Genomic DNA, 26,947 nt, shown 5'->3' on the forward strand with positions numbered 1-26,947 from the left:
TACTACTTTTTACGTTCTATCTTCTGTATCAGGTTCTAATTTGTGCAATTTTAATGGCGCTAAGAAGTTCTTTTGCAAGTGTAAAAGCTAACATACGGCAACTGCAGTGCAATATTTGCTGGCTTATACTTTGTGCCTACCTTTGTTATACTTCGAAAACAGACTAAACATGAGAAGCGTTTTTAACTGGAGTGGTGGAAAAGATTCTGCCCTTTGCCTATATCATACGTTACAAGAACAGCAGTACCAGGTAGATCTGCTGCTAACAACTCTGAGTGGAACTACAAATCGCATAACCATGCACGGCGTTCGGCAGGACCTTTTAGAGCAGCAGGCAAATAATCTAGGTATTACTTTGCAGCAGGTTATGCTATCGGAGAGCGCCTCGATGGATGCTTACAATAAACTGATGCAGGACACAATGGCACCTTTAAAAGTACAAGGATTTACTCATGCCATTTTCGGAGACATCAACCTGCAAGACCTACGCCAGTACCGCGAGCAGCAGTTGGCACAACTAGGCATACAGGCTGCATTCCCATTGTGGGGCAGACCTACAGATGAACTGGTGCGTGAGTTTATAAACCTTGGCTTTAAAGCAGTGGTGGTAAGTATAAATGCCAGGCTGCTGGATGAGTCTTTTGTTGGCCGTATTCTGGATGACAGCTTCCTGGCTGACTTGCCTGCCGGTGTAGACCCTGCAGGCGAAAATGGAGAGTTTCATACGTTTGTGTTTGATGGCCCCATCTTCAAAAGGCCTGTAAAGTATACGCTGGGAGAGAAAGTCCTGAAAACATACGGTGCACCAGCAGATGCCGATAACAACTGCTTTAAAAAAGAAGACAAACCAGCTTATGATACCAGCTTCTGGTTCTGCGATTTGGTACCAACCCACTAAAAGCAAAAGCCCGGTAAGTATAAACCTGCCGGGCTTTTACTATAAAATAAAGTCTCTGATTATTGTATCTGCTTCTGTACTTTAATCTGGTTATAAGCTGCAAAAACACCCAATCCGCCCTGAATGTTGGTATAGATCCGTTTAGGTTCTGCAAACGGGTTACCACCCACGCTCTCCTGCTCCATCACAGATTTGTGGTACAGGTAGTATGGTTTATCTGTTACAGATATAATAGCGGTAACTACAAAGGGCTTAGGTACAACGTCTGGGTCCATGGAGGTTATCTTAAATTCAGGCGACTGTATTACTTTCCCATCATGCTTAGCGTCTGATACAAATATCTTTTCAGAATCTGTATAGGCCGACTCGTGCTGCTTTTCCACGATTGGAGGATAACCGTAACTTACACTATAGGTGCGGTAACTGGTAAGGTGATAATAGTTCTCTATACCTGGTTTATCCTGCCATTTGAAATCAATCTTGTGTTCCAGAAATTTGTACCCATAACTCTCGGCAGCTCTTGTGTTATAGTTTAACTCCGTAACCTGTATGCCTTCCCGCGATGGCACGGTGCACGTAGCTTCGGCCTTTTCTCCGGCTGGTGTGGTTACCTTCAGGAAGTAGCTTTTATTGGCCACAACTGGTAAGGCCTTAATTGAACCAAAGTACTTGTTCCAAGCTGTGTTGTAGGTAAGCTGCACGGTGTTTGTACCATCTGATATGGTTACTGTAGCATCTTTCACTCTCAACTCTTCCTCCTGCAATTGCTTGCCTATAGCAGGTTGTGTACGCTTTACCTCCACTGCCAGCGCTGTATCCTGTGGCGAGATAAAAGCCGTAGCCACCAACATCGGTTTTGTGCTTATGTCAAAGTCAGCCACTTCTTTTTCGCAGCTTTGCAGGGCAGCTGCAAACAGCATAAGCCCAGCCAGTATATATCTATGTAGTTTCATTTTGTCTTAGTTTAAGCTGTTTTAAAATTTGAAGCTGTAGTTTACCGAAGGAATGATCGGGAAAAGCGTTACCTGCTTCAGTTTAACCTCCGATTCATACTTGTCCCCTACCTGGGTTGATCTTTCATCCAGGTAATAGAAGAATGGATTTCTGCGGTTATAGGCATTGTAAAAACTAACCTCCCAAGTGCGCTCTCCCCACTTCTTCTGCTTATGGAATTGTATGCCCAAGTCCAGGCGGTGGTATGGCGCCATGCGATGGCCGTTCATAGGTCCGTATTGTGTAGAGTTCATGCCCCAATAGGTGTAGCCAGTACGTGACTCATCGCGCGTTGGGGTGTTGCGTGGCGCATTCCATGTGCCAATAGGCATGGTAATGGCGTTACCTGTTCCGTAAACCCATGTACCTGATAGGGTAATGTTTTTGCGAAGTTCATAGATACCTACCAGCGACACATCATGGCGGCGGTCGTAGCGGGCATAGTACTTTTGGCCAAAATTAAGTGAGTCGAACTGGTGCTGTGTCCACGACAAAGTATAGCCGGCCCAGCCAGACAGACGCCCTACTTTCTTCTGCAGCAACACCTCCACCCCATAAGACCATCCTTTGCCCTTGGTAATGTTGTCTTCCCATCTCACTTCCTCTGCCGACTCCGGGTCTTCGATCAGCAAAAAGCTAGCGCCTTCCTTATACCCGATAATGTTGTCAGACTTTTTGTAGTAGCCTTCTACGGTTAACGCTATATCACGCTTCATAAAGTCCTTTGCAAAGCCCAGCGCCACCTGAGACGACTGCTGCGGCGCTACCCTGTCTGTAGTTGGCACCCAAAGATCGGTTGGTAAGCCGATACCTGTGTTAGTGAGCAGGTGCACATACTGGTTCATCTGCGAGAAAGAAGCTTTTACTGCCAAATCTTCTTTAATATTATAAGCTGCAGATAAACGCGGCTCTGGCCTTATGTACTGCTTATTTTTAGTATAGAAGTGGCTAAGGCGCAAACCTCCATTCAGGCGCAGGTTAACAAACGGCCTGTAAGTATCCTCTATATATACCGCCGACTCCACCACATCAATGTTGTCTACTTTGCTTTCAAACTTATCTATGTCGGTGTCTTTTACCACAATGGCACTCGGGCTAAAGCGGTGGTAGGTGCTCAGCAAGCCGGCTCTGATCGAGTGCTGCGGGTTAGGCAGGAAGTCCAGGTCATACTTTATGCCGATGTCGCGGATGCCGGAAGAGTAACGAAGGCTATACTCGTCGTCGCCATCTTTCTCATCTGTGAAAATGTTAAACTTATAGCGACTGAAAATAAGTGATGTGTTGGCAAAAAGCCTGTCGTTGAAGAGGTGGTTCCAGCGCAGCGTGCCCGTGGCGTTGCCCCAGTTAAAGCCGGCTTTGTTTACTTCATCATCATCTTTTTCCAGTATAGAAAACCTGTCCTCGCCAAAATAGCCACTCAGGTACAGCTTGTTCTTTCTGCCGAAGTCATAGTTCAGTTTGGTGTTCAGGTCGTAGAAGTAGTAGCCGGGGCGTTCATCTTCTTTAAAGAAAGGGCGGGCCAACACATCGGCATACGTACGACGACCAGATACCAGGAAAGAGGATTTACCTTTAACTAACGGCCCCTCCAGCATAAGCCGCGAAGAAAGTATACCAATACCTCCCTCGCCGTGCAGTTCTTCTTTGTTGCCGTCTTTCATGTTCAGTTCAATAACCGAAGAAAGCCTGCCGCCATACCTTGCCGGGAAACCGCCTTTCGTCAGCTCCACACTCTTTAGGGCATCGCCATTAAACAGGGAGAAGAACCCGAACAGGTGAGATGCATTGTACACTGTGGCATCATCAAGTATGATCAGGTTTTGGTCAGGACCGCCACCGCGCACGTAAATGCCGCTGTTGCCCTCGCTTCCCGATTGCACACCCGGCATCAACTGCAGCACTTTCATCACGTCTTTCTCGCCTAGCAGTGCCGGCACACTTTTGATTTGGGAGATAGGAATATCGAGCTTACTCATCTCCACAGCCTGGCTTACCTTTTCCACCCTTTCTCCTACAATCTCTACTTCCTTTAAAGTAGCCTCAGACTGCAACTGTATATTCAGTTCTACATTCTGCCGCAGCGATAAAGTTTTAACTTGTGACTTATATCCCAGGTAACCAAAAGCAAGCGTTACCGAGTCCTGGGCCGGAAGCGTAAGGGAGTAAAACCCGTAGGTGTTTGTAGATGTACTGATGGTAGTGCCAGGCCGGTATACACTAACTCCGATTAAAGATTCGCCGCTGCCTTGTTCGCGCACATAGCCACTGATGGTATACTTGCCCTGTGCAAACGAGAGGCAAGTGCAGCAAAGTAGCAGCAAGAGCGTAAAGAGTTTTTTCATAGTTTTAGATTATGTAAATATTCTACAAATTTATTGAATCGATCTTAAGCAACTTACATGCCAAGTATTAACTTTTAAAAATATTTAGTGAACGTAATGTTTAATGGTTAAACAGCGGTGGTAGCTATGTAAAAGCAAAACAACACTCTGATTTATAGAATGAAAGTATGGAACAGGTAACGTATAATTTCTCGGACAAAGTGGTACTGGTAACTGGTGGAACCTCAGGCATTGGCCTGGCTACAGCCCAAAAGTTTGCACTTGCCGGTGCTCAAGTAATTATTACTGGCAGAAGCAAAGAAAAAGCAACAGCCGTGATGGGTAAAGCCGGCTTCCAACCAGAGTTTATTTGCACCGACAACAGCCAACCTGAAGCCATCCTGGAGCTGTTCCAGCACATAAAGCAGAAGTATAACCGCCTGGATATTGCCGTAAATAACGCAGCAAACGAAACAGGCATTGGCAAACCCCTACACGAGTTCGAGCTCACGGATTTTGAGGAGGCAATGGCTGCAAATTTACGGGGTGTATGGCTGTGCATGCAGCAGGAAATCCGGCTGATGCTGGAGCAGCAACCAGCAGGCGGGGCCATTGTAAATGTAGCAAGCATAAACGGCTTGGGAGGGGCACCAGGCGGTGCGCTTTACTCAGCAGCTAAAGCTGGTGTCATTGCCATGGCAAAGTCGTCGGCGCAGGAGCTGGCCACCAGCAACATCAGGGTTAACGTACTGGCCCCGGGTGCACACAACACGCCTATGCTGCAGGATGTTTTTAGCATGCAGTCCGGAGGCGATGCAGCCAGGGAAGAAGAAGTGAAGCAAATGTACCTCAACTTTATACCCCAGAAGCGGCTTGGTGATCCTACTGAAGCTGCAGCGACGATTGTTTGGTTGTGCTCAGATGCTGCTTCTTATATTACCGGCCATACATTGATCGTAGACGGGGGTACATCTGCAATGATGCGTTAAGTAAAGTTTAAGTATTAAAAATTCCTGCTAACTCTGGCAGGCAGTAGCACGTAAAAGCCGAAGCTATACTGTCATCATTCCTCCTGAAGTATAGTTTTTCATCCTAACGCCCTTTATGGAAATAGCACTTGTACTCACGCTTTTGGTTGTAGCCATTATTCTGTTTGCAACCGAGTACCTGTCTATCGAGATCGTGACGCTGGTTATGCTGATCATTCTCGCCAGTGTGCGCATTATTACACCGGAGGAGGCGTTTGCCGGGTTCAGCAGCGATTTCATCATTATTATTGCTTCCATTTTTATACTTAGCGCCGCCCTGCAGGAAACCGGCATACTTGATTTTGCCGTAGTCCGGCTTGCTAACCTGGCTAGGCGGAGCACCAACGTGATGCTGCTCGTAGTGATGCTGGTAACAGGTGTTGTCTCTGCTTTTATGAACAATACCACCGTTACGGCTATGTTTGTTACGCCTTTGGTCGGTCTTTCGAAGCGCATAAACCGCAGCGCCTCTAAAATATTGATGCCCCTAGCTTACGCGGCTATACTTGGCGGCACCTGCACCTTGATCGGCACCTCTACCAACGTGGCTGTGAGCGGCTACATTGCTAAAACCGGCTTACCACCTATTGGTCTTTTCGAGATCTCCGGCATCGGGTTTATCATTTTTATAGTTGGCATTGTGTACATGATGACGATCGGGCAGCGCATGCTGCCAAGCCACGACGACCAGCAGCTTACCGAAGAGTATAAACTGCAGAAATACCTGACGGAGATTTTAGTACTACCCGATTCTCCTCTGGTTGGCCAACTGGTATTCGCCTCCGACCTTACCACACTCAATTTCAGGATGCTGAATATTATCCGAAACAAAGACAACTTCCTGCCTGACTTCCGCACACGCATTGAGGTTAACGATATACTTTTAGTAGAAGGCGACCTGGACAACCTAATGAAGGTGAAGGAGACCAAAGGCATACAGATTATGGCAGATGCCATACTTGCCAAAGACATTGAAACAGAAGATATAAGACTGGCGGAGCTACTCGTAGTTCGTCAGTCGAACCTGATCGGGAAAACGATTAAGGAAGTGGAGTTTACGCGCCGCTATGGCTTGGTAGTATTGGCTATTTCGCGCCACGGCGAAAACCTACGTACTAAAATAGGAAGTGTGCGCCTGCAACTCGGCGACCTGTTGCTGGTACAAGGCGCAGCCCAGCGTTTAGACCAGTTACGCCAGTCAAACAATGTGGCTTTGCTGGACGAATTTGAGCCGCTGCTTTTTAAAAAACGAAAAGGATTAATTGCTATCTCCTGCTTTATACTTGCCATAGTGGCTGGCACCACGAAGCTGCTGCCTCTTTCTATCGCGTTTTTACTGGCGGCTATACTTACCATACTTTTCAGATGCATCAGCACTAATAAGGCCTACGCTGCCATAGACTGGCGCCTGCTGGTGCTTATCGGGGGCATGACGGCCTTTGGCACCGCCATGGAAAACTCGGGAGCCGCAGACTTTCTGGCACAGGGTATCGTAGACCTGATGGGGCCATTTGGAAAACTAGCTGTGCTGGCTGGCTTTGTGGTGCTCACGGTTATACTTACGCAACCTATGTCTAATGCTGCAGCTGCATTAGTGATAGTGCCGGTGGCCCTGCGCGCTGCCGCTGAGCTTAACGCCGATCCTAGGGCCTTTGCTATTGGCATTATGCTGGCTGCTTCTGTTTCTATGGTTACGCCGTTTGAGCCAGCTTGTATCCTGGTTTACAGCCCCGGCAAATATCACTTCTGGGACTTCATAAAAGTAGGCACTCCCCTCACTATTCTGCTTGTACTGGTAATTGTACTGCTTGTACCGGTGTTCTGGCCAGTGTAACTGCTTTTGCCTTATGCTAGTATGCATAGATAAACTATGGCATTATGAAAAACTTAGCTATACTTCTGATTCTTGTCGCTTTTTCCTGCAGCCCCAAAAACGAGGAGGTAAAAGACGAACAGATAGATTTAGGCCCTCCTGCTGAGGCACTTGATTCAGCAGCAAGCCCCGATAAAGACGCCACCAAGATAAATGAGACCTCTCAGGAAACTTACCTGCCGCTGCCACAACCCGTGCTGCAGCTACTAGCCCAGAAGTACCCGGGCCATAAGCAACCAATTCTTACTCAGGGCATCAGAGCACAGGATGATAAAGGTGAGCAGGGGCCATTTGTAATAAGCGGCTACTTCACAGACGATACTTACCTGGATCACGCCTTGCAATTACAGCACGAAAAAAACGTGATCATAGTAGCAGCGACTGATATAGGAGATAACCAATGGAGACTGCACGAGCTAAAACGCGACATACTTTTTAATGACAGGGGCACCCTCCGAAGCGTCTATGATTTGAATGTGACCGAACAAGGGCAGGAACTGCAGAATGCAGAAACCGGAGAAACCTTAAAATTACAGAAAGATGCTATAGGGGTTAAATTTGAGGATAACATAACCACTTATGTTTATCAGAACAATGGCTTTACAGCCTACATCACCTCTAGGTAGAGCCAGCCTATGTTAGTGTATAAAAAAGCACTCCGCTAAGGGTAGCCATAAATACACCTCCCACAAAAGCAAAGGTTCCGACTTTAGCCGACTGTGCGATCTCTGCGTCAGATAGGTTGTATTGGTGCATGCGTATATGAACCACAAAGAACAGCATGGCCAGCACAAAACTTATAAACCAGAAAACACCAAAGCGCAGCATAAAATCAAGGGGTAACTCGCTTGGTGTATTATGGTTTAACAGAAACCGGCCGCTTAACAGCAAATAAGACCCCAGTAACAGGAGCAGGCAAACATAAGTACCGATAAGGGCTCTATAGCTAACTTTTATCCGCTGCATAAGTTAGTAGTTAAGAAAGGTTTGCGCCTCGCGTTTAATATGCTCACGCGTAAAGCCGTCTTTCACCCCCATTGATATCTTTCTAACCAGCACCCCAACAATAGATTTCTTAAAACCCAGACGTGCAGCCATACTAATGCAGAACTCCATTTCGCTTTCATCCACTATGCCGTCGGCCAGCATCATCTCCACCAGGTCGTAGATCTGGTCAAAGCGTTCAGAGTCATTGGTCGGTAACTGGGGATCAGATTTCTCTGCATTGGAAATAAGGTGCCGCACGTCATCAGCCTTCATGCCATGCTTTTTACCTATCGAAATTATGAAATTCATTTCGTTTGGGTCTACGTGGCCATCAATTTTGGCTAGTGCCCCAAGGTTGGCAATATGGCTTTTTAATTTTTTTGTTTCTTCGCTTTCAAAAAAACCGAACATACAGTACCTCTTTAATAAGTATAAATAATGTAATTAATGCATCTTGCAAGTGCTGCTGCATAACGTTATGCGGTTACGTAACACAGCCTTAGAATTATTGGTACAGATACTACCGATATTACATACGGTTTTCTCTATTTTTAAGGACATGGTTTTGCGGCTTTTTTTAATTTTATGGCAAAGCAGCAGCCTTGGTGCACAATCTATAAACGAAATGGCAGCTAAGTTAATGTTCAGAACCAAAGGTTTTAATCTGAATATCCTGACAGAATAGCTTTACAAAAAAGATCAAAATGAAAAAAATCGGAGTATTTACTTCTGGCGGCGACTCTCCTGGCATGAACGCCTGCATTCGTGCAGTAGTGCGCACAGCAGTACATAAGGGAATTGAGGTTTACGGGATAAAGCGTGGCTACCGCGGCATGATCAAAGGCGAGATAACACGACTGGAATCTAACTCTGTCAGCAACATCATTCAAAAAGGCGGCACTATACTTCGCTCTGCCCGCAGCAAAGAGTTTACGACTAAAGAAGGGCGACGCGAGGCATATGAGCAACTTCAGAAATTCGGAATAGAAGGTTTGGTAGCCATTGGCGGTGACGGCACCTTTACCGGTGCAAATATATTTTACGAAGAGTTTGGTATACCTACACTAGGTGCACCCGGCACCATCGACAACGACCTGTACGGAACTGATTATACCATAGGCTACGATACCGCTGTTAACACCGCCCTGGATGCCATTGATAAAATTCGTGACACTGCAGACAGTCACGATCGGGTTTTCTTTATAGAGGTAATGGGCCGCGATTCTGGTTACATCGCTATACCGTGTGCCATTGGCGGCGGAGCTGAGATTGTGATGATACCTGAGACAGAAACAACAATCCAATCGGTGGTAGATACCCTGCGTACTGGCTGGGACCGATCCAAAACTTCTTTTATTGTAATTGTAGCCGAAGGCGACGAAGAAGGAAACGCCGCCGACATTGCCGCACAAGTACAAAAGACACTCCCATACATGGATGCCCGTGTTACTATACTTGGCCACGTGCAGCGGGGTGGAGCACCTACAGCTGCCGACAGAATGCTGGCAAGCCAATTAGGCATCGCCTGTGTAGACGGACTGCTGGCGGGTCGCAAGTGTGAAATGGCCGGCATCATTAACTCTCAGTTGGTTTATACTCCTTTTATCGATACCATAACCAAGCAGAAGGTAATAAACCCTTATTATATCGAGATGGTGAATATACTTTCTGTTTAACCAACTCGGCAAGCAGTACACTGTAGTTATTGGAAAACCAGACCAACATGAAAAAACAAATCTTACTTTTTTTTCTGATTTTACTGCTGCCCTTAACTGGCTGCAACAAATGCTCTAATGTTGATTGCATGCCAGACATTTTTGTTTTTAAGCTAACGGACAAAGAGGGGCAAAACCTACTAGACAAAGGATTGGTTAACCTGGATCAGATAACGCTTCAAGCTGCAAATACTTCTTTTTCGGCAGAGTTGTATACCTTGTCTCGGGGCAATGAGACGTGGATAGAAGCTATCGTACACAGAAACCTCAGCGATTACGAGCTCTGGGTGAATGGTTTTGGTCCACAACAACTTAATCTGAAATTCACAGAGAAAAAGGGTGATTGCTGTACAACAGCTAGTGTTCAGGAGGTTTACCAGAACGGAACCCTAGCCATTAAAACACCCGACGGGAACGTCATTATACTTCAATAACATGTGTATTATTTAAAACTTAGCACAATTAAAATAACAACAAAAGCCCTTGCTATGTCAGCAGCAAGGGCTTTTGTTTTGTAAATTGGCATTGTGTTATTTTCCCCAGACGCTTCTGGTCCTGCGCATAGCTAGTTTTAAAAAAACAGCCTCAATCTATCCATATCTATACTTTTCCGTAAAAGCAGTACACACGTAATTTTAACTGCTTATCGCATCAGCCAAACATATCGGAAAAGGTATCCTGAAATTTATACTTTGGTTTCTCGCCATAGTAATAGGCCTTGTTATACTTATAGTTATACTACTGCAGTTTCCGGGAGTGCAAAATTTTGTAGCTCAGAAGGGCGCAAACTACCTTGAAAATACGCTTGGCACCCGCGTAGACATTGGCAGGTTTACCACCGACTGGCGCAATACGTTTGTACTGAAAGACGTCTATCTGGAAGACCAGCAGCAGGATACGTTGTGGTACTCAGAGCGTTTGGGTGTGGATATGCGTTTGTTTTCACTCTTCAGCGGCGAACTCAATATCAGCAAAGTAGACCTCGACAATGCCACGGTTAAGCTGCACATCCGTGAAGACAGCACCACAAATTACGACTTTATACTTGATGCTTTTGCCACCGACACTGCCGCCACACAACCAGCCGACACGGCCGCTGCCATGGCCATTAATTTGGGCACCGTAAATTTGGACAAGGTGTATCTGGTGTTTAAAGACGATGCCGGAGGAAATTATATTAAGACCCGCATCGGCGAACTAACCACCACCATGGAAGAACTGAACCTAGAGGAGCAGCGCTATCTGGTGGACGAAGTGGAACTACGCAATACCTGGATAGACTATAAGCAAACCAAAGTCCCGCCACCTTCTGGCAATGAGGAGCCACTGGAAGTAGAGTTTGGCCTAAACCGCTTGGCCCTCGAAAACATAAAGATGAACTATCTCAGTTACCCATCTGATCAGCGGATTGAACTGGACTTGGGTAAATCAGAAGTTGTATCAGATAACATTAACCTGAAAGACGCACGCATAGACCTTAAGAGTTTCACACTGCTGAACACTGATGTGGTGTATGTACAGGAAAAGCTCACCCCTTCCGATTCCCTCACAATTAACCCGGAGCGAACAGCAGAGAAACTGGATGAGTCGGTGGAGAAGGCAAGTGGCCAGCCAATGAACTGGGTATTAGCCTTGGGAGAACTAAACGTTAAAAACGTAGATGTTAAATTTGACAATGCCGATGTAGCAGCCCAGCCGCGCGGCATGGACTATAACCACCTGTTATTTACAGATGTGCTGATAGAGGCACAGGATATTTTGTACAGCCTGAACAGCTCACGAGCCGATATAAACCAGCTCCAGCTAAAAGAAAAGAGCGGTTTTACCTTACAAAATTTTCAGGGGTTAGTTAGACTGGATTCCACTAGTGCCAGTCTAACCAATTTGGATATAAAAACACCGAACAGCCATCTGCAGAACGACTTGGCGATGACCTACCCTTCTCTGGAGGCTATCGCAGAAAATCCTGAGCGCCTGGCCTTGGACATAAACATTAAGGATAGCTACATTGGCATGAAGGATGTGCAGTATTTTGCCCCTGACCTGACCAAAGATCCATCCTTTAGAAGTATAGCCAACTCCACGATACGGGTAGAAGCACGCGCCGAAGGCCCAATGGACAATCTCCGTATCCGGGAGTTAAAGTTATCCGGACTGAAAGATACGTATGTGGATGTTAGTGGTATGGTGCGAAACGCCACCGATCCAAATAAGCTTTATATGGATCTGGATATAGACCGCCTTACAACTACACGCACCGATGTGCAGGCGCTGGCTCCGGCTGGCACCATACCACCTAATATCAGAATTCCGGCACAAATTAGCTTGCAAGGAAAGTATACAGGAACCCTGACCGCTTTCGATTTAAACGCCGATCTGCGGAGCTCTTTTGGCAACGTAGAGGCCGTGGTAGACATGGGAGCCAACGAAAGCTTTACCGCCACAGTTAAGTCAGCAGGTTTTGATCTTGGGCAGCTGTTCACCGATAGCCTCGGTCTTGGCACAGTGGCTCTAACGGCTAAAGCCAGTGGCACAGGGCTAACACCTGAAACCATGCGGGCCAACGTTCAGGCTCAAGTGCAGCGCTTCGATTATAACAACTATACTTACAACAACATAGATGTAAACGCTAACATAAACCAAAACCTGTACTCGGTGAAAGCTACAGCCGAGGACCAGAACCTGAACTTTGACCTGATCGGCGATTTTAACCTGAGAAACGAACAGCAGCCTATCTATGATTTCAACCTTGATCTGGACAATGCCAACCTGCAGGCACTTAACCTATATCCTGATCCGCTCTCTGTAAAAGGGCAGCTGAAAGGCAGATTTACTGGTGCTGATGCCAGCACACTCAGTGGCAGGTTAACAGGAGACCAGCTGATAGTGCAGCATAACAATAAAACTTACCCTATCGATTCGCTACTGCTTACACTTGAACAGAGCGGAGAAAAGGCAACAGTAAACATAGCTTCTGATATTGTAGACGCACAAATGCGCTTTGGCAACTCGCTGGCGACACTGCCTACTGCCTTGCAAAAATACTTCTCCAACTATTTCGATCTGCAACCAGACCCGCCTTACCCGGCCAACGTGAACCTAAAGGATTTTACAGCTACACTCAACCTAAAGAACACAGCACTGATTGCTTCTTTTGTACCGGGGCTGGAGCAGCTGCAGACGTCTGGTCCTATCACGGCAGCTTATAATGGCAATACAAAACAATTAGCACTGGAGGGCAAAATCAGCAAACTTGCTTACACAGATTATACTTTACAGAACATCGACCTGCAATTAAATGGTAATAGGGAGCAGCTAGCCTATGAGGTAAACCTGCAAAGACTTATCTCACCGTCGCTTAATGTTAAAAATGTAACGCTGGAGGGCGCGGCCCGCGACGACAACCTGCAGGTGAAGCTAACGGTAGCCGGCGCCGATACAACTACAACCAACTTTATGCTGGGCGGCATATTCAACAGCCTGGGAGAAGGATACCGGTTTACGTTCAGTCCTGACGAAGTGATTATTAACGGGGATGTTTGGAATGTGCCCGAAGATAACTCATTGCAGTTTGACACAGACTTTATCTACGCCAACAACATTGTGCTGCAGCGCAACAACAGCTCACTTCGCCTAAATAGTACAGGTCCAGTCGGTCCGGGCGCTCCGCTGCAACTACAGATTCAGAACCTGGACCTGGGATACCTCATGGGGTCCTTCCAGCCAAAGGATAGTCTGCTGCTTGATGGTACATTAAACGGAGAAGCAACTATCCGGAACATACTCTCCGGCACACTTTCGTTCACATCAGACCTCGACATAACTGATTTTACCTACCAGGGCGTGCCTGTTGGAAACCTTGCGCTGGAGGCCAACAGTACCGGTGGCAACAGGTACAACATAGATGCAGCGCTAACCGGCAACAGCAATCAAGTAAACATTACAGGCTTTATGGAAACCCAACCTAACGCCACTTTACTCAACCTGAACGCTAATATCGCTAGCCTGAACATTGCCTCGCTACAGGGTTTTACAGAGGGTATTGTAGAAGACTTGGATGGAAGGGCCACCGGAGATTTACGTATAGCTGGCACCTTAGAGAATCCAAATATACTTGGCCAGCTTAACTTCGATCAGGCACAGTTTAACCTTACCATGCTGGGCTCAGTTTTCACGCTGCAGGATGAGCGTCTGGTATTCAATGAGGCAGGTATTAACTTCCCTAACTTTACCCTTACCGACTCGCTGGGTAATGATTTAGTTGTAAACGGCAACATTCTGACAGAGGACTACACCGACTATCAATTCGACTTGAAAGTTGACACAGACCGGTTTTTGGCACTTAATTCTATCGTTCAGGACAACAGCCTATACTACGGCACCGTGTTTATTGATGCGAATGCCACTGTTACCGGTAATATGAATGTGCCGGAGATCGACGTGAATGCAAAAGTGCTGGATGGCTCAGATTTCACAATCGTGATACCCGCAGACCAGGTAGGCGCTGCCGAACGGGAAGGTATTGTAGAGTTTGTAAACCTAAACCCATCGTTGACGGCCATAATCCGAGAAAAAGAGCAGGATACCACCGCGATTACTGGTTTTGTAGGAGCTGACATAGAAGCTGAGATAACAGTAAATGATAATGTACCGGTTACCATTGTACTAGATCCGATCACTGGTGACCAACTGACAGTAAGAGGTACTGCTGACCCACTATTTATAGGCATGAGGCCAAGCGGAGAGATAAATATGTCGGGCCGCTACACCGTTACCGATGGCCGCTACAGCATGGATTTTTATGACTTGGCTTCGCGCGAATTGGATATTACGCAGGGCAGCTATATAAACTGGACCGGAGACCCTTTACAGGCTAACATGGATATAACGGCTATTTATAATGTAAAGACTGCTCCAATGGAGTTAGTTGCCTCTCAGGCCGGTGGTACACTAAACCCGGTTTTGCGCAACCAGGTGCCTTTCCAGGTATATGTGTACGTGGAGGGTGAGATGCTTACACCGGAGATCAGCTTCGATATACAGCTCCCGGAAGACCGCCAGGGCAGTGTGCCTCCGGAGGTGGTCAGCAGTCTGGGTAATCTTCGCCAGGACGAGTCAGAGTTGAACAAGCAGGTGTTTGCGCTATTAGTTCTAAATCGTTTTCTGGCTCCGGACCCGCTCAGCAGCTCTGGGGGTGGTTTTGAGTCTACGGCTCGTAACAGCTTGGGACAGGTGATGACGGACCAGTTAAACCAGTTGACAAACCGCTACGCCGGCGGCTTAGGCCTGGAGCTGGGTGTAGAGTCTTACCAGGACTACTCATCAGGATCCGGGCAAGGACGCACCGACTTGAACGTGGCATTGCGCCAGCAGTTCCTGAATGATAGGTTAACCGTGCGCGTGGGTACCGACATAGGTCTTGAGGGAGGCAGTCCGGCCGGCCAGTCGAACCAGACGATGAGTGGCTTTGGCGGCGATATTTCTATTGAGTATTCTTTAACCGAAGACGGACGGCTGCGTGTGCGTGGTTTTCAGCGCAACCAGTACGAAGGAATTATAGAAGGTGGCGATGTGCGTGCAACCGGCGTTTCGCTGATTTATGTGCGGGAGTATAATAACTTCTCCGATCTGTTCAGGGATCTGGAAAGAAGGAGAACAAGAGAGGCTGAACGCAGAATGGAAGCAGCAGAAAAAAAAGACGCAGCAAACTAAACACTGCCACTAAAGGAAAAAGTATAAACCGAACAACACACAACAATGACACAAGAGCCTGTGAGGTATCTTTTAAGTAAATATTGGTTCTTAGCAGTATTTATACTACTGCTTTGCACAGGGTGCAGCGTAACCAAAACAGTACCCAAAAACGATGCATTGTTTGTGGGCTACAATGTGAAGGTAAATGGCAAAGACGATAGCAGCAACCGCGCGGGAGAACTGGAAACAGAGTTAAGTGCAACCGTGCGTCCCAAACCAAACCTTTCTATACTTGGATGGCGGCCAAAGCTTTCCATATACAATGCCTTTTATACGGAGAAAGAAAAAGGCATTAGCCACTGGATTATGACTAAACTAGGAGAGCCTCCTGTGCTTATGTCGCAGGTAGATACAAGCAGTATAAGCCAGATTATGAGCAACAGGTTGCACAACAGGGGTTACTTTAACAACAGGGTAAATAGCACTACAGAAGTAAATAACAAGAAAGCCATTATTAACTGGACCGCTTGGGTTGGCGAGCCATACCGGATACATAAAGTTGAGTATACCCTGCAGGACTCCCTGCCAGTGCATCAGGCCATTGAACAAGAGCAGGATGAGTCTTTGCTACGCTCAACTGAGCCTTACGACCTTACTACTTTAACACAAGAGCGGGTTCGAATAGATGCAGTTCTCAAAAAAAGAGGCTACTACTTCTTCAGTCCGGAACTTCTCATTTTCAGTGTCGATTCCACCGTTGGTAACCGGCAGGTGGATGTACTGCTCCGTATTAAAAATGCAGCATCTGCCAAAGCCCTTCGTCCTTATACTTTAGATGATATTTATATCAATGCCGAGTACTCTCTCGGAGACAGTCTTGCAGTGAGAGATACAATTAGTGTAAACGGGTATCATTACATTCCGAATGAGAACTATGTAAAGGCAAAGCATTTATTGCGCGGGATGTTCCTGGAGCAGGATAGCCTCTATAGCCGCGAAGATCACCTGCTCACGATTAAACGACTCTCTGGTTTATCTGCCTATAAATTTGTGAACATCGACTACCAGATCGACACCTTGAATAATGACAAACTGGATGCTTTTGTATTCTTAACACCTGCTTTGAAGAAGTCGTTAAGGGCAGAGTTGAAGATGGTAACCAAATCAAATGGATTTGCAGGGCCCGGACTTACTGTGTCTTTCAATAATAGAAACGCCTTTAAAGGATCTGAATTATTGAACGTAGAATTTACAGGCAACCTGGAATCACAGGTTGGAGGAGGCGGTTCGGGCAGGCAGGAGAATAATGAAACAAGTGCACAAAACAGTAACCTTTCTTCCTATGAACTAGGGGTGCAGACTACCCTCACATTACCCAGAATAGTATCTCCTTTTCAGCTGAGAAACCTGAGAACGGAGTTTGTACCCAAAACACGTATTGGCTTGGGTTTTAACTTCCTGAACAGGACTAATTTTTACCAGCTGAATTCTTATAACGCTTCGTACGGCTACAGTTGGCGCCCAAAACAAATTCTTACTTTTGATGCCACGCCAATAAACCTGCAGTATGTGCGTGTAAACAGCTCAGAGGTTTTTGATAGTCTGTTAAGGGTAAACCCATACTTGCGCCGCAGCTTTGAAAATCAGTTTATCATCGGTTCCATCTATCAGACCACTTTCAGTACGCAAATGTATGAAGACCGTACAAACACCTTCTTTGATAGGCTGACACTGGACCTGTCAGGCAACCTGATCAGCGGACTTTCCTCGCTTACTGGCTCCACGAAACCAACAGATGATGAGCCACGCACGTTAATTGGGCAAGCTTTCGCTCAATATGTACTAGTGGATAACGATTTCAGACACTACTTGAATATAGGAGAAGAAAGCCAGTTGGTAACGCGCTTGTCAACGGGGGTAGGCTACTCTTACGGTAACTCCTCTACCCTACCGTTTGTGAAACAGTTTTCTGTTGGCGGCCCTAATAGTATAAGGGCTTTCAGAGCCCGCAGTGTTGGCCCAGGTACTTTTAACGACACCACCAGCCGTGCACTTTCATACTTCGACCAGACCGGCGACATCAGGATAGAATCAAACATAGAATACCGCTTTCCGATTGCTGGCTTTTTCAAAGGCGCTGTTTTTGTAGACGCAGGTAATATTTGGCTGCTGCGCAACACACTTGATGAAAGCGGAGAGATTGTACGCCCTGGAGGCAAATTTGAGGCAGGAAATATAATCAGTGAATTGGCCGTCGGAACAGGTTTTGGTTTACGAATAGATGTTGAGTTCTTCGTCATCAGGCTTGACCTTGGTATACCTGTACGGGTACCATACTTACCCAAAGGAGAGCGCTTTGTGCTTAGTGATTTTAATGGCAGCTTCAGCGGCGACTATGGCATGGTGCTAAATATTGCTATAGGGTATCCTTTCTAATTTTGAATGAGTGGTTATTGAATAGGTTATTTGTAGATCACATGGAAAGCAGGTAGCAGTTGCTTAGTATTTCTGTTGATCCTGTTACGTCATTCATTTACTCACCTATTCATTCGCTCATTAATAAACGCAACTATCTTATCCCACTGCTGCGGATGAAACCAGGTATACTCATCCGGGTGCTTGGTGAACCAGGTAAGCTGGCGTTTGGCGTAGCGGCGGCTATTTCGTTTAAGCAATCTTACGGCTTCCTCCCAGTTATACTTCCCCTCCAGGTAATCGAAAATCTCTTTGTAGCCTACTGTTTGCAAAGCGTTGTGCTGACGGTAAGAGTAAAGCGACTTTGCTTCAGCCAAAAGTCCCTGCTCCAGCATCTGATCCATGCGTTGGTCTATGCGGCTGTAAAGCTCTGCCCTGTCGCGGTTGAGGCCAATTTTGATGATATTGAAGGGCCTCTCCTGCTTTTCGCTTGTCCGAAATGAGGAGTATGGCTGACCGCTGCTAAGGCATACTTCCAGTGCCCTTACAACCCGTTGTGTATTAGCTTTATCAACCTGGGCAAAGTATACAGGGTCCAACTCTTGAAGCTTCTCCAACAGCGGTGCAATTCCCTCTGCCTCAACCTGCTTAATTAGTTTCTCCCGGATAGCAGGATCAACGTCAGGCATTTCATCCATCCCTTCCAGCACAGCCCTTACATACAAGCCTGAGCCCCCGGTCATCAACACTACATTATGCTCTTTAAAAAGCTCCTCCAGTAGTTGCAGCACATCCGTTTCGTAAGCACCGGCATTATACTCTTCAGTTATACTATGCGAGTCGATGAAGTAGTGCTTTACCCCTTGCTGCTCTGATGGAGTAGGCTTGGCAGTACCCACACTCATCTCCCTGAAAAACTGCCTGGAGTCGGCTGAGATAATATCTGTATGATAATGCTTTGCCAGTTGCACGCACAGGTCGGTTTTACCTACAGCTGTAGGCCCTACCACCACTACCAGGTGCTTCTGCTTGTTTATACTTGCCATAATCCTCTGTAAAAACTAAACAGCTTTTGTTCTTCGTGCTGCCAGTTCAGCTCCTTTTTTGCCTGCTCACAATTCGCTACCAGTTCCTGGTACAACGCTTCATCTGTCAAAAGCAGATTCAACTTCTCACGTATCTCCTCCACATTAAGGCTGGTGAGTAATCCTACTTTATACTCGTTGTTTAGTGCTACATATTCCGGAAAATCTATAACCAGTTGCGGTACGCCGGCATGTATGTAATCGAAGAATTTGTTTGCCAGCGAATAGTAATAGCTGAGGCCCTTGTTTTCCAAGAGCATCACACCTACCCTGCAGTTTCTGGTAATATGCAGCAGGTCCTGTGGTAGCACCTGCCCTTCAAGCTCAACTTTGTCTTCTAACCCAAGTTCGCTTCTTAACTTTATCAGGTTGTCGAAAACATCACCGGTTCCGCATATGATCAGCTTCGCATCCAAACCTACCATAGCCTCCAGCAGCGGCTCCAGGCCCCGACCGGCATTTACAGCTCCCTGGTAAAGTATAGTGGCGGGTGCTTTTTCGGTTGGCTCAAATTGCCATAGCACTGGTACGTTTCTGATTACCTCAAACTCAGTTTTATACTTCCTTTTAAAAATGTCTGCAATAGACTGTGTTACAGTATAAGCATGTTTGGTACGTGTTACAACAAACCTTTCAATTGCCGTCCAGGCTGCTTTTACCGTTTTGCGATCTGTTACCTCTATTACTTCCGGAAAATATTCGTGGGCATCGTAAACAAAAGGCACCCGTTTCTTCTTTGCCTGAAAGTAAACAGGCAGCGCCGTATCTAAGTCGATGGCGCAAAGGGCATCGTAGGTGCGGCTATTGAGGTAAAAGTATAGCCGAAGCATATACTCCAGATAAAACAGTTTGCCCTTGTTATAACGGCATTGCAGGCGGTGCTGCTGGTAAGGCTGCGGCACCAGCGGCTTAGAATCTTGCTTCTGCCTGCCCACCAACTCCACATCATACCCCTGTTGGACCAGCGAAGTGCAGATACGCTGCATCCGTTGGTCGTGGTTGAGGTCGGTGGTAACGGCAAACAAAAGTTTCTTCATGCGGGGCAGTATTAACTATTTAAGCCTGTGTAGCACTAAGAGCAGCCAACAAATGTTTATGTACAGCAGCGTGCTACTTTAGCAGTGTTTATTTGCTAATTTATAACGCAATTTGTAAAATTAATACTAGAGTGCGGCGCAAAGCGTAAATACACTTTAACTAACATAGCATATTTTCTCAAATGCCATATATACCTACCATTACCCCTGACTCCAGAATTATACAGATAGCCAACAGTTTACTTGGGGTGCTTGCGCAGCTTACCAATCCTAATAATGGGTTACTGGTTGCTTTACCTAGTGGACAAATTTTGGCTAAAGATGCACAGGTACAAAAATATGTTTCTGCTGCTTCTGAACAGCTGCATAACCTGTTAGCCATGGAAGATTCTGCTTTTCAAGGGGTAATGGAAGAGTTGAGGCTAAACCAGATTGTTTCCGGAAACTTCCAGGCAGCAACAGGAGCCGCGCGCAACACCTATCATTACAGCATTAAACTGGTAAGGTATCAGGAGCAGGATTTTGTATGCGCAGAACTAACTGGCGTAGGGCAGCCCTCTACCCTTATTCCTGTGGACGGAGACAGCTACCACAACATTTTTGAGAGCAGCGTAGAACCGCTTTTTATACTTGACTGCAGCGGCAATTTCATCGACCTGAACCAGAGCGCACTCAGGATGATTCATAAGTCGAAGGAGGAGCTTTTGGGTGCTTCTATCTACCGCAACTTTGGCTTAAACCTATTTGAACGAGTTGCCCTTAGAAACCAGATTAATTTGGCAATTACCGGCACTACCCAACGATTTGAGTGGTGGCTGCACGAAGAAAACAATGAGCTTTTACCAGTTGAAATTTCTTTGCAGGCAGGCAGCTTTCGCGATGAGCCTGTTGTGTTTGGCTATGTTAAAAACCTATATGAGGTTATTGATGCAGAACAAGATATCCGGTTTCGTAACCACCAGTTGGAGTTTGTAAACACACTTATCACCAACTTATCCTCCTCCGACAGCCAACATGATGTTCTAAACACCACACTGGACGAGCTGATTGACAAAAGTGATGTAACCGGAGGTGCAGTTTTTACTTTCAGCCAGGATGAGGGGCTGCTCCAGCTGTCATACTCAGCAGGGGAAGCAAGCCCTGAGGGATTACCAGAAACACAAAAACTGCCCGCAGCACTGGTAAACAGTATACTTAAAAGCGAAAAACGCAAAGCAATTACTGACACACGCGCATTTCTGAAGAAGGCCTTACACAAAGACCTGACAGTTGTACCTATCACAACAGATACAGAACTGCTTGCGCTTATTTTAATATGGCCCGGCGATGAAGCGCACATGACGCAGTCTTTCGCTGCCTTGCTTGATTTTATCGGCAGCGCCATAGGCAACTATATCTCCAGGCACAGACTCCTGCACCAACTCACACTCTCAGAGGACAAGTATAAATTGTTGTTCGAAGCCTCTTATGACGCAATTGTGCTGTTACAGGATGGCGTAGTAAAAGAATGTAACGAGAAGGCGCTGGAGTTTTTCAGGTGTACCCGCGAAGATCTGATAAATCACTCTCCTGTTGAATTTTCCCCTGCCTTTCAGCCGGACGGAAGCCGCTCAGATGTTAAAGGAGAGCAGATCATACAAGAAGTACTAAGTACTGGCAGGCCCATTACTTTTGAATGGAAGCACCGTAGGAAAGATGGCACTGAGCTTGACACTGAAATTAATGCGAACCGCCTGCAGATAGATGGGCAGTACTATGTGCAGGGCTTCATGCGCGATACAACACAGCGCAACCAGGTGCAGCAGGCCATGCGGCGCCAGGAAATCCTGAATGAGTCGATGGCTCAGTTTCGCAACTTCCTTGATAAAGTAAACCTGATATACTTCAGCTTGGATGTAAACGGCTACATTACCTATGCCAATGATTACTTTTTAAAGTATATTGAGTATAGCCGTGAAGAACTGATCGGTCAGGATTATTTTGAGTTGCTGGTAACGGAGCACGACAGGGAGCAGCGCAGAGCAGAGTACCTTGCCACCCTACAGTCACGGCAACTGAATACGTATTACGAACGCGACGTTATCTCCAAGACTGGCCAGACAAAGACTATCCGTTGGAACAGCATGTTTGAGTACAATGCTGATGGCGAACTGATCGGATTAACTATTGTCGGTAAGGATATGACTGATAAGCGCATCGCCATGGAGGCTCTAAAGGATAATAAAATACGCCTGCAGGACCTCTTCGACAATGCCCATGACCTCATCCAGAATATTTCAGTTGACAATAAATTCATTTTCGTAAACCGTGCCTGGAAAGAGCGTCTGGGATATACAGATGAAGACATTGAGACGCTGACACTGAATGACATTGTACATCCATACTACAAGGCGAAGCTGATTTACCAGTTGCGGAATCTGTATAAGGGTGAGAATGTAAATAAGATAGAAACAGTTTTTCTAACCAAGGCAGGCAAGCCGGTGCACCTTATCGGAAGTATAACCTGCAGCTGGCAGGATGGGCAACCGGTAGCTACCCGCGGTATTTTGCATGATATCACAGACCGCATCAAGGCAGAACGATTGCAGAAAGTATACTATAGCATAGCCAATCTGGCCATCAGCAGTAAAGACCTTAACTCTCTGTACTCTGCCATACATCGGGAGCTAAGTAAGATCATCGAAACCCGCAACATATACATCGCGCTTTGCGACGATGAGCGGAGGACGCTGCACTTTGCATACCTGGTGGACCAATACGTTGAGAAAACCGGCAGAGCACCAAAAGAAAGGCCTTTTACAAAAGGTTTATCAGAGTACATTATACAGTCGGGCAAACCACTGTATATGCAAAAGGCCGACCTGATAAAACTTGCCGAAGAGGAAAACCTGAAGATACACGGCGCCATTCCAGAAGTAATGCTTTGCTCTCCGCTTGCTATCGGCGACAGGATTATTGGAGTTATTACATTACAAGATTATCAGAACCCAGAGGCTTACGTGCATACAGATATTGAGATACTTCACTTTATCTCGAACCAGGTGGCACTTGCTATTGAGCGTAAACGAAACGAGGAGCAGATAAACACACAGAATGCGCGTCTGAATGCTATCTTCGAAAGTGGCACGCACCACATGTGGTCGCTTAATCGCCACTACGAACTCACATCTTTCAACCGAAACTTTGCCCAAAGCTTTGAGCAAGGGGCAGATCACAGGCTGGTGCCTTTCACTAAGATCGACAGTGAGAATATGCTTCCACTGCACCGAAACTCCTATGACTTCTGGAAAGAAAAGTATGAACTGGCATTTGAGGGCGAGCCTCAGCACTTTGAAGTACATTTACTGCAGCCTGAGAGTTGGCGTGAAGTATACCTGCACCCTATCTACCTGGACAATGGTACCTTCGAGGAGATTTCAGGTATAGCTCTGGATATTACAGATAAGAAAAAGTCTCAGTTGGCGCTGGCCGAAAATGAGGAGAAGTTCCGACATGTGTTCGAGTCTTTTCAGGATGTGTACTACCGCACCACCATGGATGGCGAGATAGAACTCATCAGCCCATCTGTGTACAACTTGCTAGGTTACCGTGAAACAGAAGTGATCGGCAAGAATGTTAAATCGTTTTATGCCAATCAGGAAGATTTCAGTGAGCTGAAGCGCCTGGTGCTGGAACACGAAAGCATACGCGATTATGAAGTGGACATGCTGGGCAAGAACGGCACTAACATCAACCTGCTCATCGACAGCCGCCTTGCGTATGATGCCGAAGGAAACCCGATAGCCATGGAGGGTGTTGCCCGAGATGTTTCCGAATTAAAGCGCACTCAAAAAGAATTACTTGCCGCGAAAGAGGAAGCCGAAAACCTGCTGAAGGTGAAGACACAGTTCCTGGCTAACATGAGCCACGAGTTGCGCACGCCGATGAACGGCATTATTGGCATGATCGATTTGCTGAGCCAGATGAACATAGACCCGGAACAGAGCGAATACATCGATACACTGCGTAAGTCGTCTGATGCATTACTGGCCATACTTAATGATATCCTGGATCTTTCTAAAATGCAGGCTGGCAAACTGGCTGTAAGCGAAAACAGCGTTGACCTGCACGAAACTATTGGAAAGATACACTCGCTGTTTGCAAACAGGGCACAGCAAAAGGATTTGACTTTTACGTATGAGATTTCTGAGCAAACACCTCGTTATGTTGTTACTGACGAAACAAGGTTGCTGCAGATCCTTTCAAACCTTACTTCTAACGCTATTAAATTTACAAACTCCGGTGCGGTAAGTATAACCGTGGAAAGCGAGTGGCTGAGATTTGATAAGTACAAGATATTGGTTAGAGTAAAAGATTCCGGTATAGGTATTTCTCCTGAAAACCAGGCTTTGCTCTTTACCGACTTTACGCAATTAGATAATTCCTCCACCAAAACGTTTGGAGGAACCGGCCTGGGATTAGCCATATCTAAACAACTAACCCATTTGCTTGGAGGTGACATTGGTGTGGAATCTTTACCTGGCGATGGCAGCGTGTTCTGGTTCTACATTACGGTACGCAAAGCCAACGAAGCAGAGATAAAAGAGCACCATAGCCGCCAGCAGTTGATGGACGTAGAGCAAAAAGTACTGGACTATAAACCAATAGTGCTGCTTGTTGATGATAACCAGATAAACCAGAAGGTGGCCCAAAAGCAACTGGAACGTTTAGGCTGTGAGATCGATGTGGCATCTAACGGCTATGAGGCAATAGACTATGCTACGTCCAGGTCTTACGATATCATCTTTATGGACATCCAGATGCCACAGATGGACGGCGTGACGGCTACAAAGCACATCAAAGAAAAGCTTGGCAGCAACTGCCCGCCTATCGTGGCCATGACAGCTTACTCTATGAAGGACGACGCTGAAAAGTTTATGAACCAGGGCATGGACGACTACGTGTCTAAACCTGTGAAAAGCGCCGACCTTTATGCCACTATCAGCAAATGGAAGGAAACGCCAAAAGTTGCAGACACAGAAGCTATAGAAGAAGGGGGCACGGCAGCAGACTTACCTATTATTGATAGCCAGGTTGTAGAGCAGCTGAAGCAGATAGGCGGAGAGGATTTTACCAAGCAACTGTATACAGAATTTGAGCAGGAGGCCGCTGAATTGCTGGAGGAGGCTAAAAAAGAACTGCAGGCACAACAATACAAGAGTATTTTGAGTACATTGCATCAGCTTAAGGGAACCGGCTTTACGCTAGGTATTAATCCGCTTGCTGAACTGGCTAAGCAACTCGAGCACGAGATCAAACACGATAAATTTGATACTGTGGATGATATGTTTGCAGAGCTGCTGGTACAATATGAAAATTATCGAAAAGCATATAAAGAAATTATTATCTAATTTACTCTTATGGCAGAAAAAACGATCCTGATCGCAGAGGACAGCTCTGTGATCCTGAACCTGACAAAAAAGATCCTTGAGCTTCAGAACTACAAAATACTGACTGCTAAGAACGGTGGTGAGGTGTTAAAGCAAGTAGAGAGTAACAAGATCGACGCAATTCTGATGGACCTGAACATACCTGTAAAAAACGGTATGGACTGTACCCGCGAAATTCGTGCGCACCAGGACAAGCAAATTGCAAACATTCCGATAATTGCTGTAACAGGTAACGCCAACAACTACTCTATGGAGGATTTCAAGGAGGCTGGCATTAATGATTACCTGCCAAAGCCACTGGATTTTGATGCATTGGTACTAACCGTTAAGAAGTATACGGCTGAGTAAATGGAGCTAAAGTACACGCGGCCATTCTTAAACAAACTGGAGGATATTTTTGCAGAGTCGGATTTTGTGCTGCGCTACGAAAAAGGCAATTTTAAAGCCGGCTACTGTGTGCTGAAGGATATGAAAGTGGCTGTGGTAAATAAGTATTTCAGCCTGGAGGGCAAGATCAACTGCCTCTATGATATCCTCCGTACTATTTCAGTGGACGAAAACCGACTGAGCGAAAAAAACCGGCAACTCTATCTCGACATCCGAAATCAGGAGAAAGCCAATTGAAAGTAACATTTTTAGGCACGGGCACCTCGCAGGGCGTACCAGTAATAGGGTGCAGTTGCGAGGTGTGCCGCTCTGTAGATTACCGCGACAAGCGCCTGCGTGTGTCTGTGCACCTGCAGGTAGACGGCAAAAGCATTATCATCGACTCCGGCCCTGACTTCAGACAGCAGGTACTGCGTGAGCGCATCAAAACTTTGGATGCCCTTGTGTTTACACACGAGCACAAAGACCACACTGCCGGCCTTGACGATATCCGCGCCTATAACTTCTCTCAGAACAAAGACATTCCTATTTTTGGTGAGCAACGCGTACTGGACCAGTTGCAGCGGGAATTCGCCTACATCTTTGCTGATTACAAGTATCCGGGCATACCGCGTGTAGAGCTTAATCCCATCCAGAACGAGCCTTTTAAGGTAGAGGGAGTTCCTTTTACGCCTATTCGTGTGCTGCATTACAAACTTCCGGTTTTAGGCTTCCGGGTAGGCGATTTTACCTACATCACCGATGCCAACCACATCAACCACGAAGAGAAGGAAAAAATAAAAGGATCAAAAGTAATTGTGCTGAATGCCTTGCGTAAAGAACCGCACATCTCCCACTTCTCCCTGCACGAGGCGGTTGACCTGCTGGAAGAACTGCAACCAGAGCAGGCCTATCTTACGCATATCAGCCACCTGCTAGGCCAGCACCGCGAGGTAGAACCCCAGTTGCCCGATTTTATTCACCTCGCCTACGATGGCCTGCAGATTGAAGTATAAGTCTGGAGTTACGAGTTCTGAGTTCTTAGTGCCGAGTTAGAATTTAGATGCAGGAATTTATACTTGCAGCTGGCTTTGTTGCTTAAGGAA

General features: G+C 46.4%; 18 protein-coding genes. 12 read left to right on the plus strand and 6 right to left on the minus strand.

Going from position 1 to position 26,947, the window contains the following annotated elements; all coding sequences use genetic code 11:
- Positions 1–169: 169 nt before the first annotated feature.
- Positions 170–898 (plus strand): Dph6-related ATP pyrophosphatase, encoded by a 729-nt coding sequence (locus tag H8S84_RS06900; protein WP_187066495.1) that lies wholly within the window; start codon positions 170–172, stop codon positions 896–898.
- A 59-nt stretch (positions 899–957) separates the two neighbouring features.
- Here H8S84_RS06900 and H8S84_RS06905 read toward each other — a convergent pair whose 3' ends face one another.
- On the minus strand, positions 958–1,851 hold the full coding sequence (locus tag H8S84_RS06905; RefSeq protein ID WP_187066496.1) for a DUF4249 domain-containing protein: 894 nt from the start codon (positions 1,849–1,851) through the stop codon (positions 958–960).
- Positions 1,852–1,872: 21 nt separating this feature from the next.
- On the minus strand, positions 1,873–4,233 hold the full coding sequence (locus H8S84_RS06910) for a TonB-dependent receptor (protein ID WP_187066497.1): 2,361 nt from the start codon (positions 4,231–4,233) through the stop codon (positions 1,873–1,875).
- A 167-nt stretch (positions 4,234–4,400) separates the two neighbouring features.
- Between H8S84_RS06910 and H8S84_RS06915 the strand changes: the two genes are divergently transcribed.
- The 3 genes from H8S84_RS06915 to H8S84_RS06925 all read left to right on the plus strand — a co-directional run bounded on the left by H8S84_RS06915 (position 4,401) and on the right by H8S84_RS06925 (position 7,739).
- Positions 4,401–5,201: an SDR family NAD(P)-dependent oxidoreductase gene (locus tag H8S84_RS06915; RefSeq protein WP_187066498.1), complete on the plus strand. Its 801-nt coding sequence runs from the start codon at positions 4,401–4,403 to the stop codon at positions 5,199–5,201.
- Between the two features lie 115 nt (positions 5,202–5,316).
- Entirely contained in the window at positions 5,317–7,074 is a 1,758-nt protein-coding gene (locus tag H8S84_RS06920) for an SLC13 family permease (RefSeq protein WP_187066499.1), read from the plus strand.
- Between the two features lie 44 nt (positions 7,075–7,118).
- A complete protein-coding gene (locus tag H8S84_RS06925; RefSeq protein WP_187066500.1) occupies positions 7,119–7,739 on the plus strand; it encodes a hypothetical protein in 621 nt (206 codons plus the stop codon).
- A 7-nt stretch (positions 7,740–7,746) separates the two neighbouring features.
- Here the strand turns inward: H8S84_RS06925 and H8S84_RS06930 are convergent, their stop codons facing one another.
- Together H8S84_RS06930 and H8S84_RS06935 are read right to left on the minus strand one after the other, a co-directional pair.
- Positions 7,747–8,079, minus strand: a complete 333-nt coding sequence (locus H8S84_RS06930; RefSeq protein WP_187066501.1) for a hypothetical protein — start codon at positions 8,077–8,079, stop codon at positions 7,747–7,749.
- A 3-nt stretch (positions 8,080–8,082) separates the two neighbouring features.
- Positions 8,083–8,511, minus strand: coding sequence for a tellurite resistance TerB family protein (locus H8S84_RS06935; RefSeq protein WP_187066502.1), 429 nt, complete (start codon positions 8,509–8,511; stop codon positions 8,083–8,085).
- A gap of 293 nt (positions 8,512–8,804) precedes the next feature.
- On the opposite strand from H8S84_RS06935, the gene pfkA reads away from it, so the two are divergent.
- From pfkA to tamL, 4 genes are all read left to right on the plus strand, one after another.
- The gene (gene pfkA, locus H8S84_RS06940) at positions 8,805–9,776 is read left to right on the plus strand and encodes a 6-phosphofructokinase (protein WP_187066503.1); all 972 of its coding nucleotides are present in this window, start codon (positions 8,805–8,807) and stop codon (positions 9,774–9,776) included.
- Positions 9,777–9,904: 128 nt separating this feature from the next.
- Positions 9,905–10,249, plus strand: coding sequence for a hypothetical protein (locus tag H8S84_RS06945; RefSeq protein WP_187066504.1), 345 nt, complete (start codon positions 9,905–9,907; stop codon positions 10,247–10,249).
- A gap of 322 nt (positions 10,250–10,571) precedes the next feature.
- Positions 10,572–15,527, plus strand: coding sequence for a translocation/assembly module TamB domain-containing protein (locus H8S84_RS20300; protein WP_187066505.1), 4,956 nt, complete (start codon positions 10,572–10,574; stop codon positions 15,525–15,527).
- A 45-nt stretch (positions 15,528–15,572) separates the two neighbouring features.
- Positions 15,573–17,945: a translocation and assembly module lipoprotein TamL gene (gene tamL, locus H8S84_RS06955; protein WP_187066506.1), complete on the plus strand. Its 2,373-nt coding sequence runs from the start codon at positions 15,573–15,575 to the stop codon at positions 17,943–17,945.
- A 101-nt stretch (positions 17,946–18,046) separates the two neighbouring features.
- Here tamL and miaA read toward each other — a convergent pair whose 3' ends face one another.
- Together miaA and H8S84_RS06965 are read right to left on the minus strand one after the other, a co-directional pair.
- Entirely contained in the window at positions 18,047–18,970 is a 924-nt protein-coding gene (gene miaA / locus H8S84_RS06960; protein ID WP_187066507.1) for a tRNA (adenosine(37)-N6)-dimethylallyltransferase MiaA, read from the minus strand.
- Positions 18,958–20,046: a glycosyltransferase gene (locus tag H8S84_RS06965; RefSeq protein ID WP_187066508.1), complete on the minus strand. Its 1,089-nt coding sequence runs from the start codon at positions 20,044–20,046 to the stop codon at positions 18,958–18,960. The genes miaA and H8S84_RS06965 overlap by 13 nt, the downstream gene beginning before the upstream one ends.
- Positions 20,047–20,228: 182 nt before the next feature.
- Here H8S84_RS06965 and H8S84_RS06970 point away from each other — a divergent pair, with 182 nt between their 5' ends.
- Genes H8S84_RS06970 through H8S84_RS06985 form a run of 4 tightly spaced genes read left to right on the plus strand, consistent with a single transcriptional unit; the run spans position 20,229 to position 26,857 of the window.
- Positions 20,229–25,436 carry a PAS domain S-box protein gene (locus tag H8S84_RS06970; protein ID WP_187066509.1) on the plus strand — a complete coding sequence of 1,736 codons (5,208 nt, stop codon included), beginning with the start codon at positions 20,229–20,231 and terminating at the stop codon, positions 25,434–25,436.
- 9 nt (positions 25,437–25,445) lie between these two features.
- Complete coding sequence (locus tag H8S84_RS06975) at positions 25,446–25,823, plus strand: response regulator (protein ID WP_187066510.1); 378 nt, start codon at positions 25,446–25,448, stop codon at positions 25,821–25,823.
- A complete protein-coding gene (locus H8S84_RS06980; RefSeq protein WP_187066511.1) occupies positions 25,824–26,099 on the plus strand; it encodes a hypothetical protein in 276 nt (91 codons plus the stop codon).
- The gene (locus tag H8S84_RS06985) at positions 26,096–26,857 is read left to right on the plus strand and encodes an MBL fold metallo-hydrolase (RefSeq protein ID WP_187066512.1); all 762 of its coding nucleotides are present in this window, start codon (positions 26,096–26,098) and stop codon (positions 26,855–26,857) included. The genes H8S84_RS06980 and H8S84_RS06985 overlap by 4 nt, the downstream gene beginning before the upstream one ends.
- The last annotated feature ends 90 nt before the right edge of the window (positions 26,858–26,947 follow it).

Source organism: Pontibacter cellulosilyticus (assembly GCF_014306105.1).
Classification (GTDB): domain Bacteria; phylum Bacteroidota; class Bacteroidia; order Cytophagales; family Hymenobacteraceae; genus Pontibacter; species Pontibacter cellulosilyticus.

Coding starts and splice junctions, on each gene's coding strand:
- H8S84_RS06900 (WP_187066495.1), top strand. CDS start 170: ATGAGAAGCGTTTTTAACTGGAGTGGTGGAAAAGATTCTGCCCTTTGC.
- H8S84_RS06905 (WP_187066496.1), bottom strand. CDS start 1,851: ATGAAACTACATAGATATATACTGGCTGGGCTTATGCTGTTTGCAGCT.
- H8S84_RS06910 (WP_187066497.1), bottom strand. CDS start 4,233: ATGAAAAAACTCTTTACGCTCTTGCTGCTACTTTGCTGCACTTGCCTC.
- H8S84_RS06915 (WP_187066498.1), top strand. CDS start 4,401: ATGGAACAGGTAACGTATAATTTCTCGGACAAAGTGGTACTGGTAACT.
- H8S84_RS06920 (WP_187066499.1), top strand. CDS start 5,317: ATGGAAATAGCACTTGTACTCACGCTTTTGGTTGTAGCCATTATTCTG.
- H8S84_RS06925 (WP_187066500.1), top strand. CDS start 7,119: ATGAAAAACTTAGCTATACTTCTGATTCTTGTCGCTTTTTCCTGCAGC.
- H8S84_RS06930 (WP_187066501.1), bottom strand. CDS start 8,079: ATGCAGCGGATAAAAGTTAGCTATAGAGCCCTTATCGGTACTTATGTT.
- H8S84_RS06935 (WP_187066502.1), bottom strand. CDS start 8,511: ATGTTCGGTTTTTTTGAAAGCGAAGAAACAAAAAAATTAAAAAGCCAT.
- pfkA (WP_187066503.1), top strand. CDS start 8,805: ATGAAAAAAATCGGAGTATTTACTTCTGGCGGCGACTCTCCTGGCATG.
- H8S84_RS06945 (WP_187066504.1), top strand. CDS start 9,905: ATGCCAGACATTTTTGTTTTTAAGCTAACGGACAAAGAGGGGCAAAAC.
- tamL (WP_187066506.1), top strand. CDS start 15,573: ATGACACAAGAGCCTGTGAGGTATCTTTTAAGTAAATATTGGTTCTTA.
- miaA (WP_187066507.1), bottom strand. CDS start 18,970: ATGGCAAGTATAAACAAGCAGAAGCACCTGGTAGTGGTGGTAGGGCCT.
- H8S84_RS06965 (WP_187066508.1), bottom strand. CDS start 20,046: ATGAAGAAACTTTTGTTTGCCGTTACCACCGACCTCAACCACGACCAA.
- H8S84_RS06970 (WP_187066509.1), top strand. CDS start 20,229: ATGCCATATATACCTACCATTACCCCTGACTCCAGAATTATACAGATA.
- H8S84_RS06975 (WP_187066510.1), top strand. CDS start 25,446: ATGGCAGAAAAAACGATCCTGATCGCAGAGGACAGCTCTGTGATCCTG.
- H8S84_RS06980 (WP_187066511.1), top strand. CDS start 25,824: ATGGAGCTAAAGTACACGCGGCCATTCTTAAACAAACTGGAGGATATT.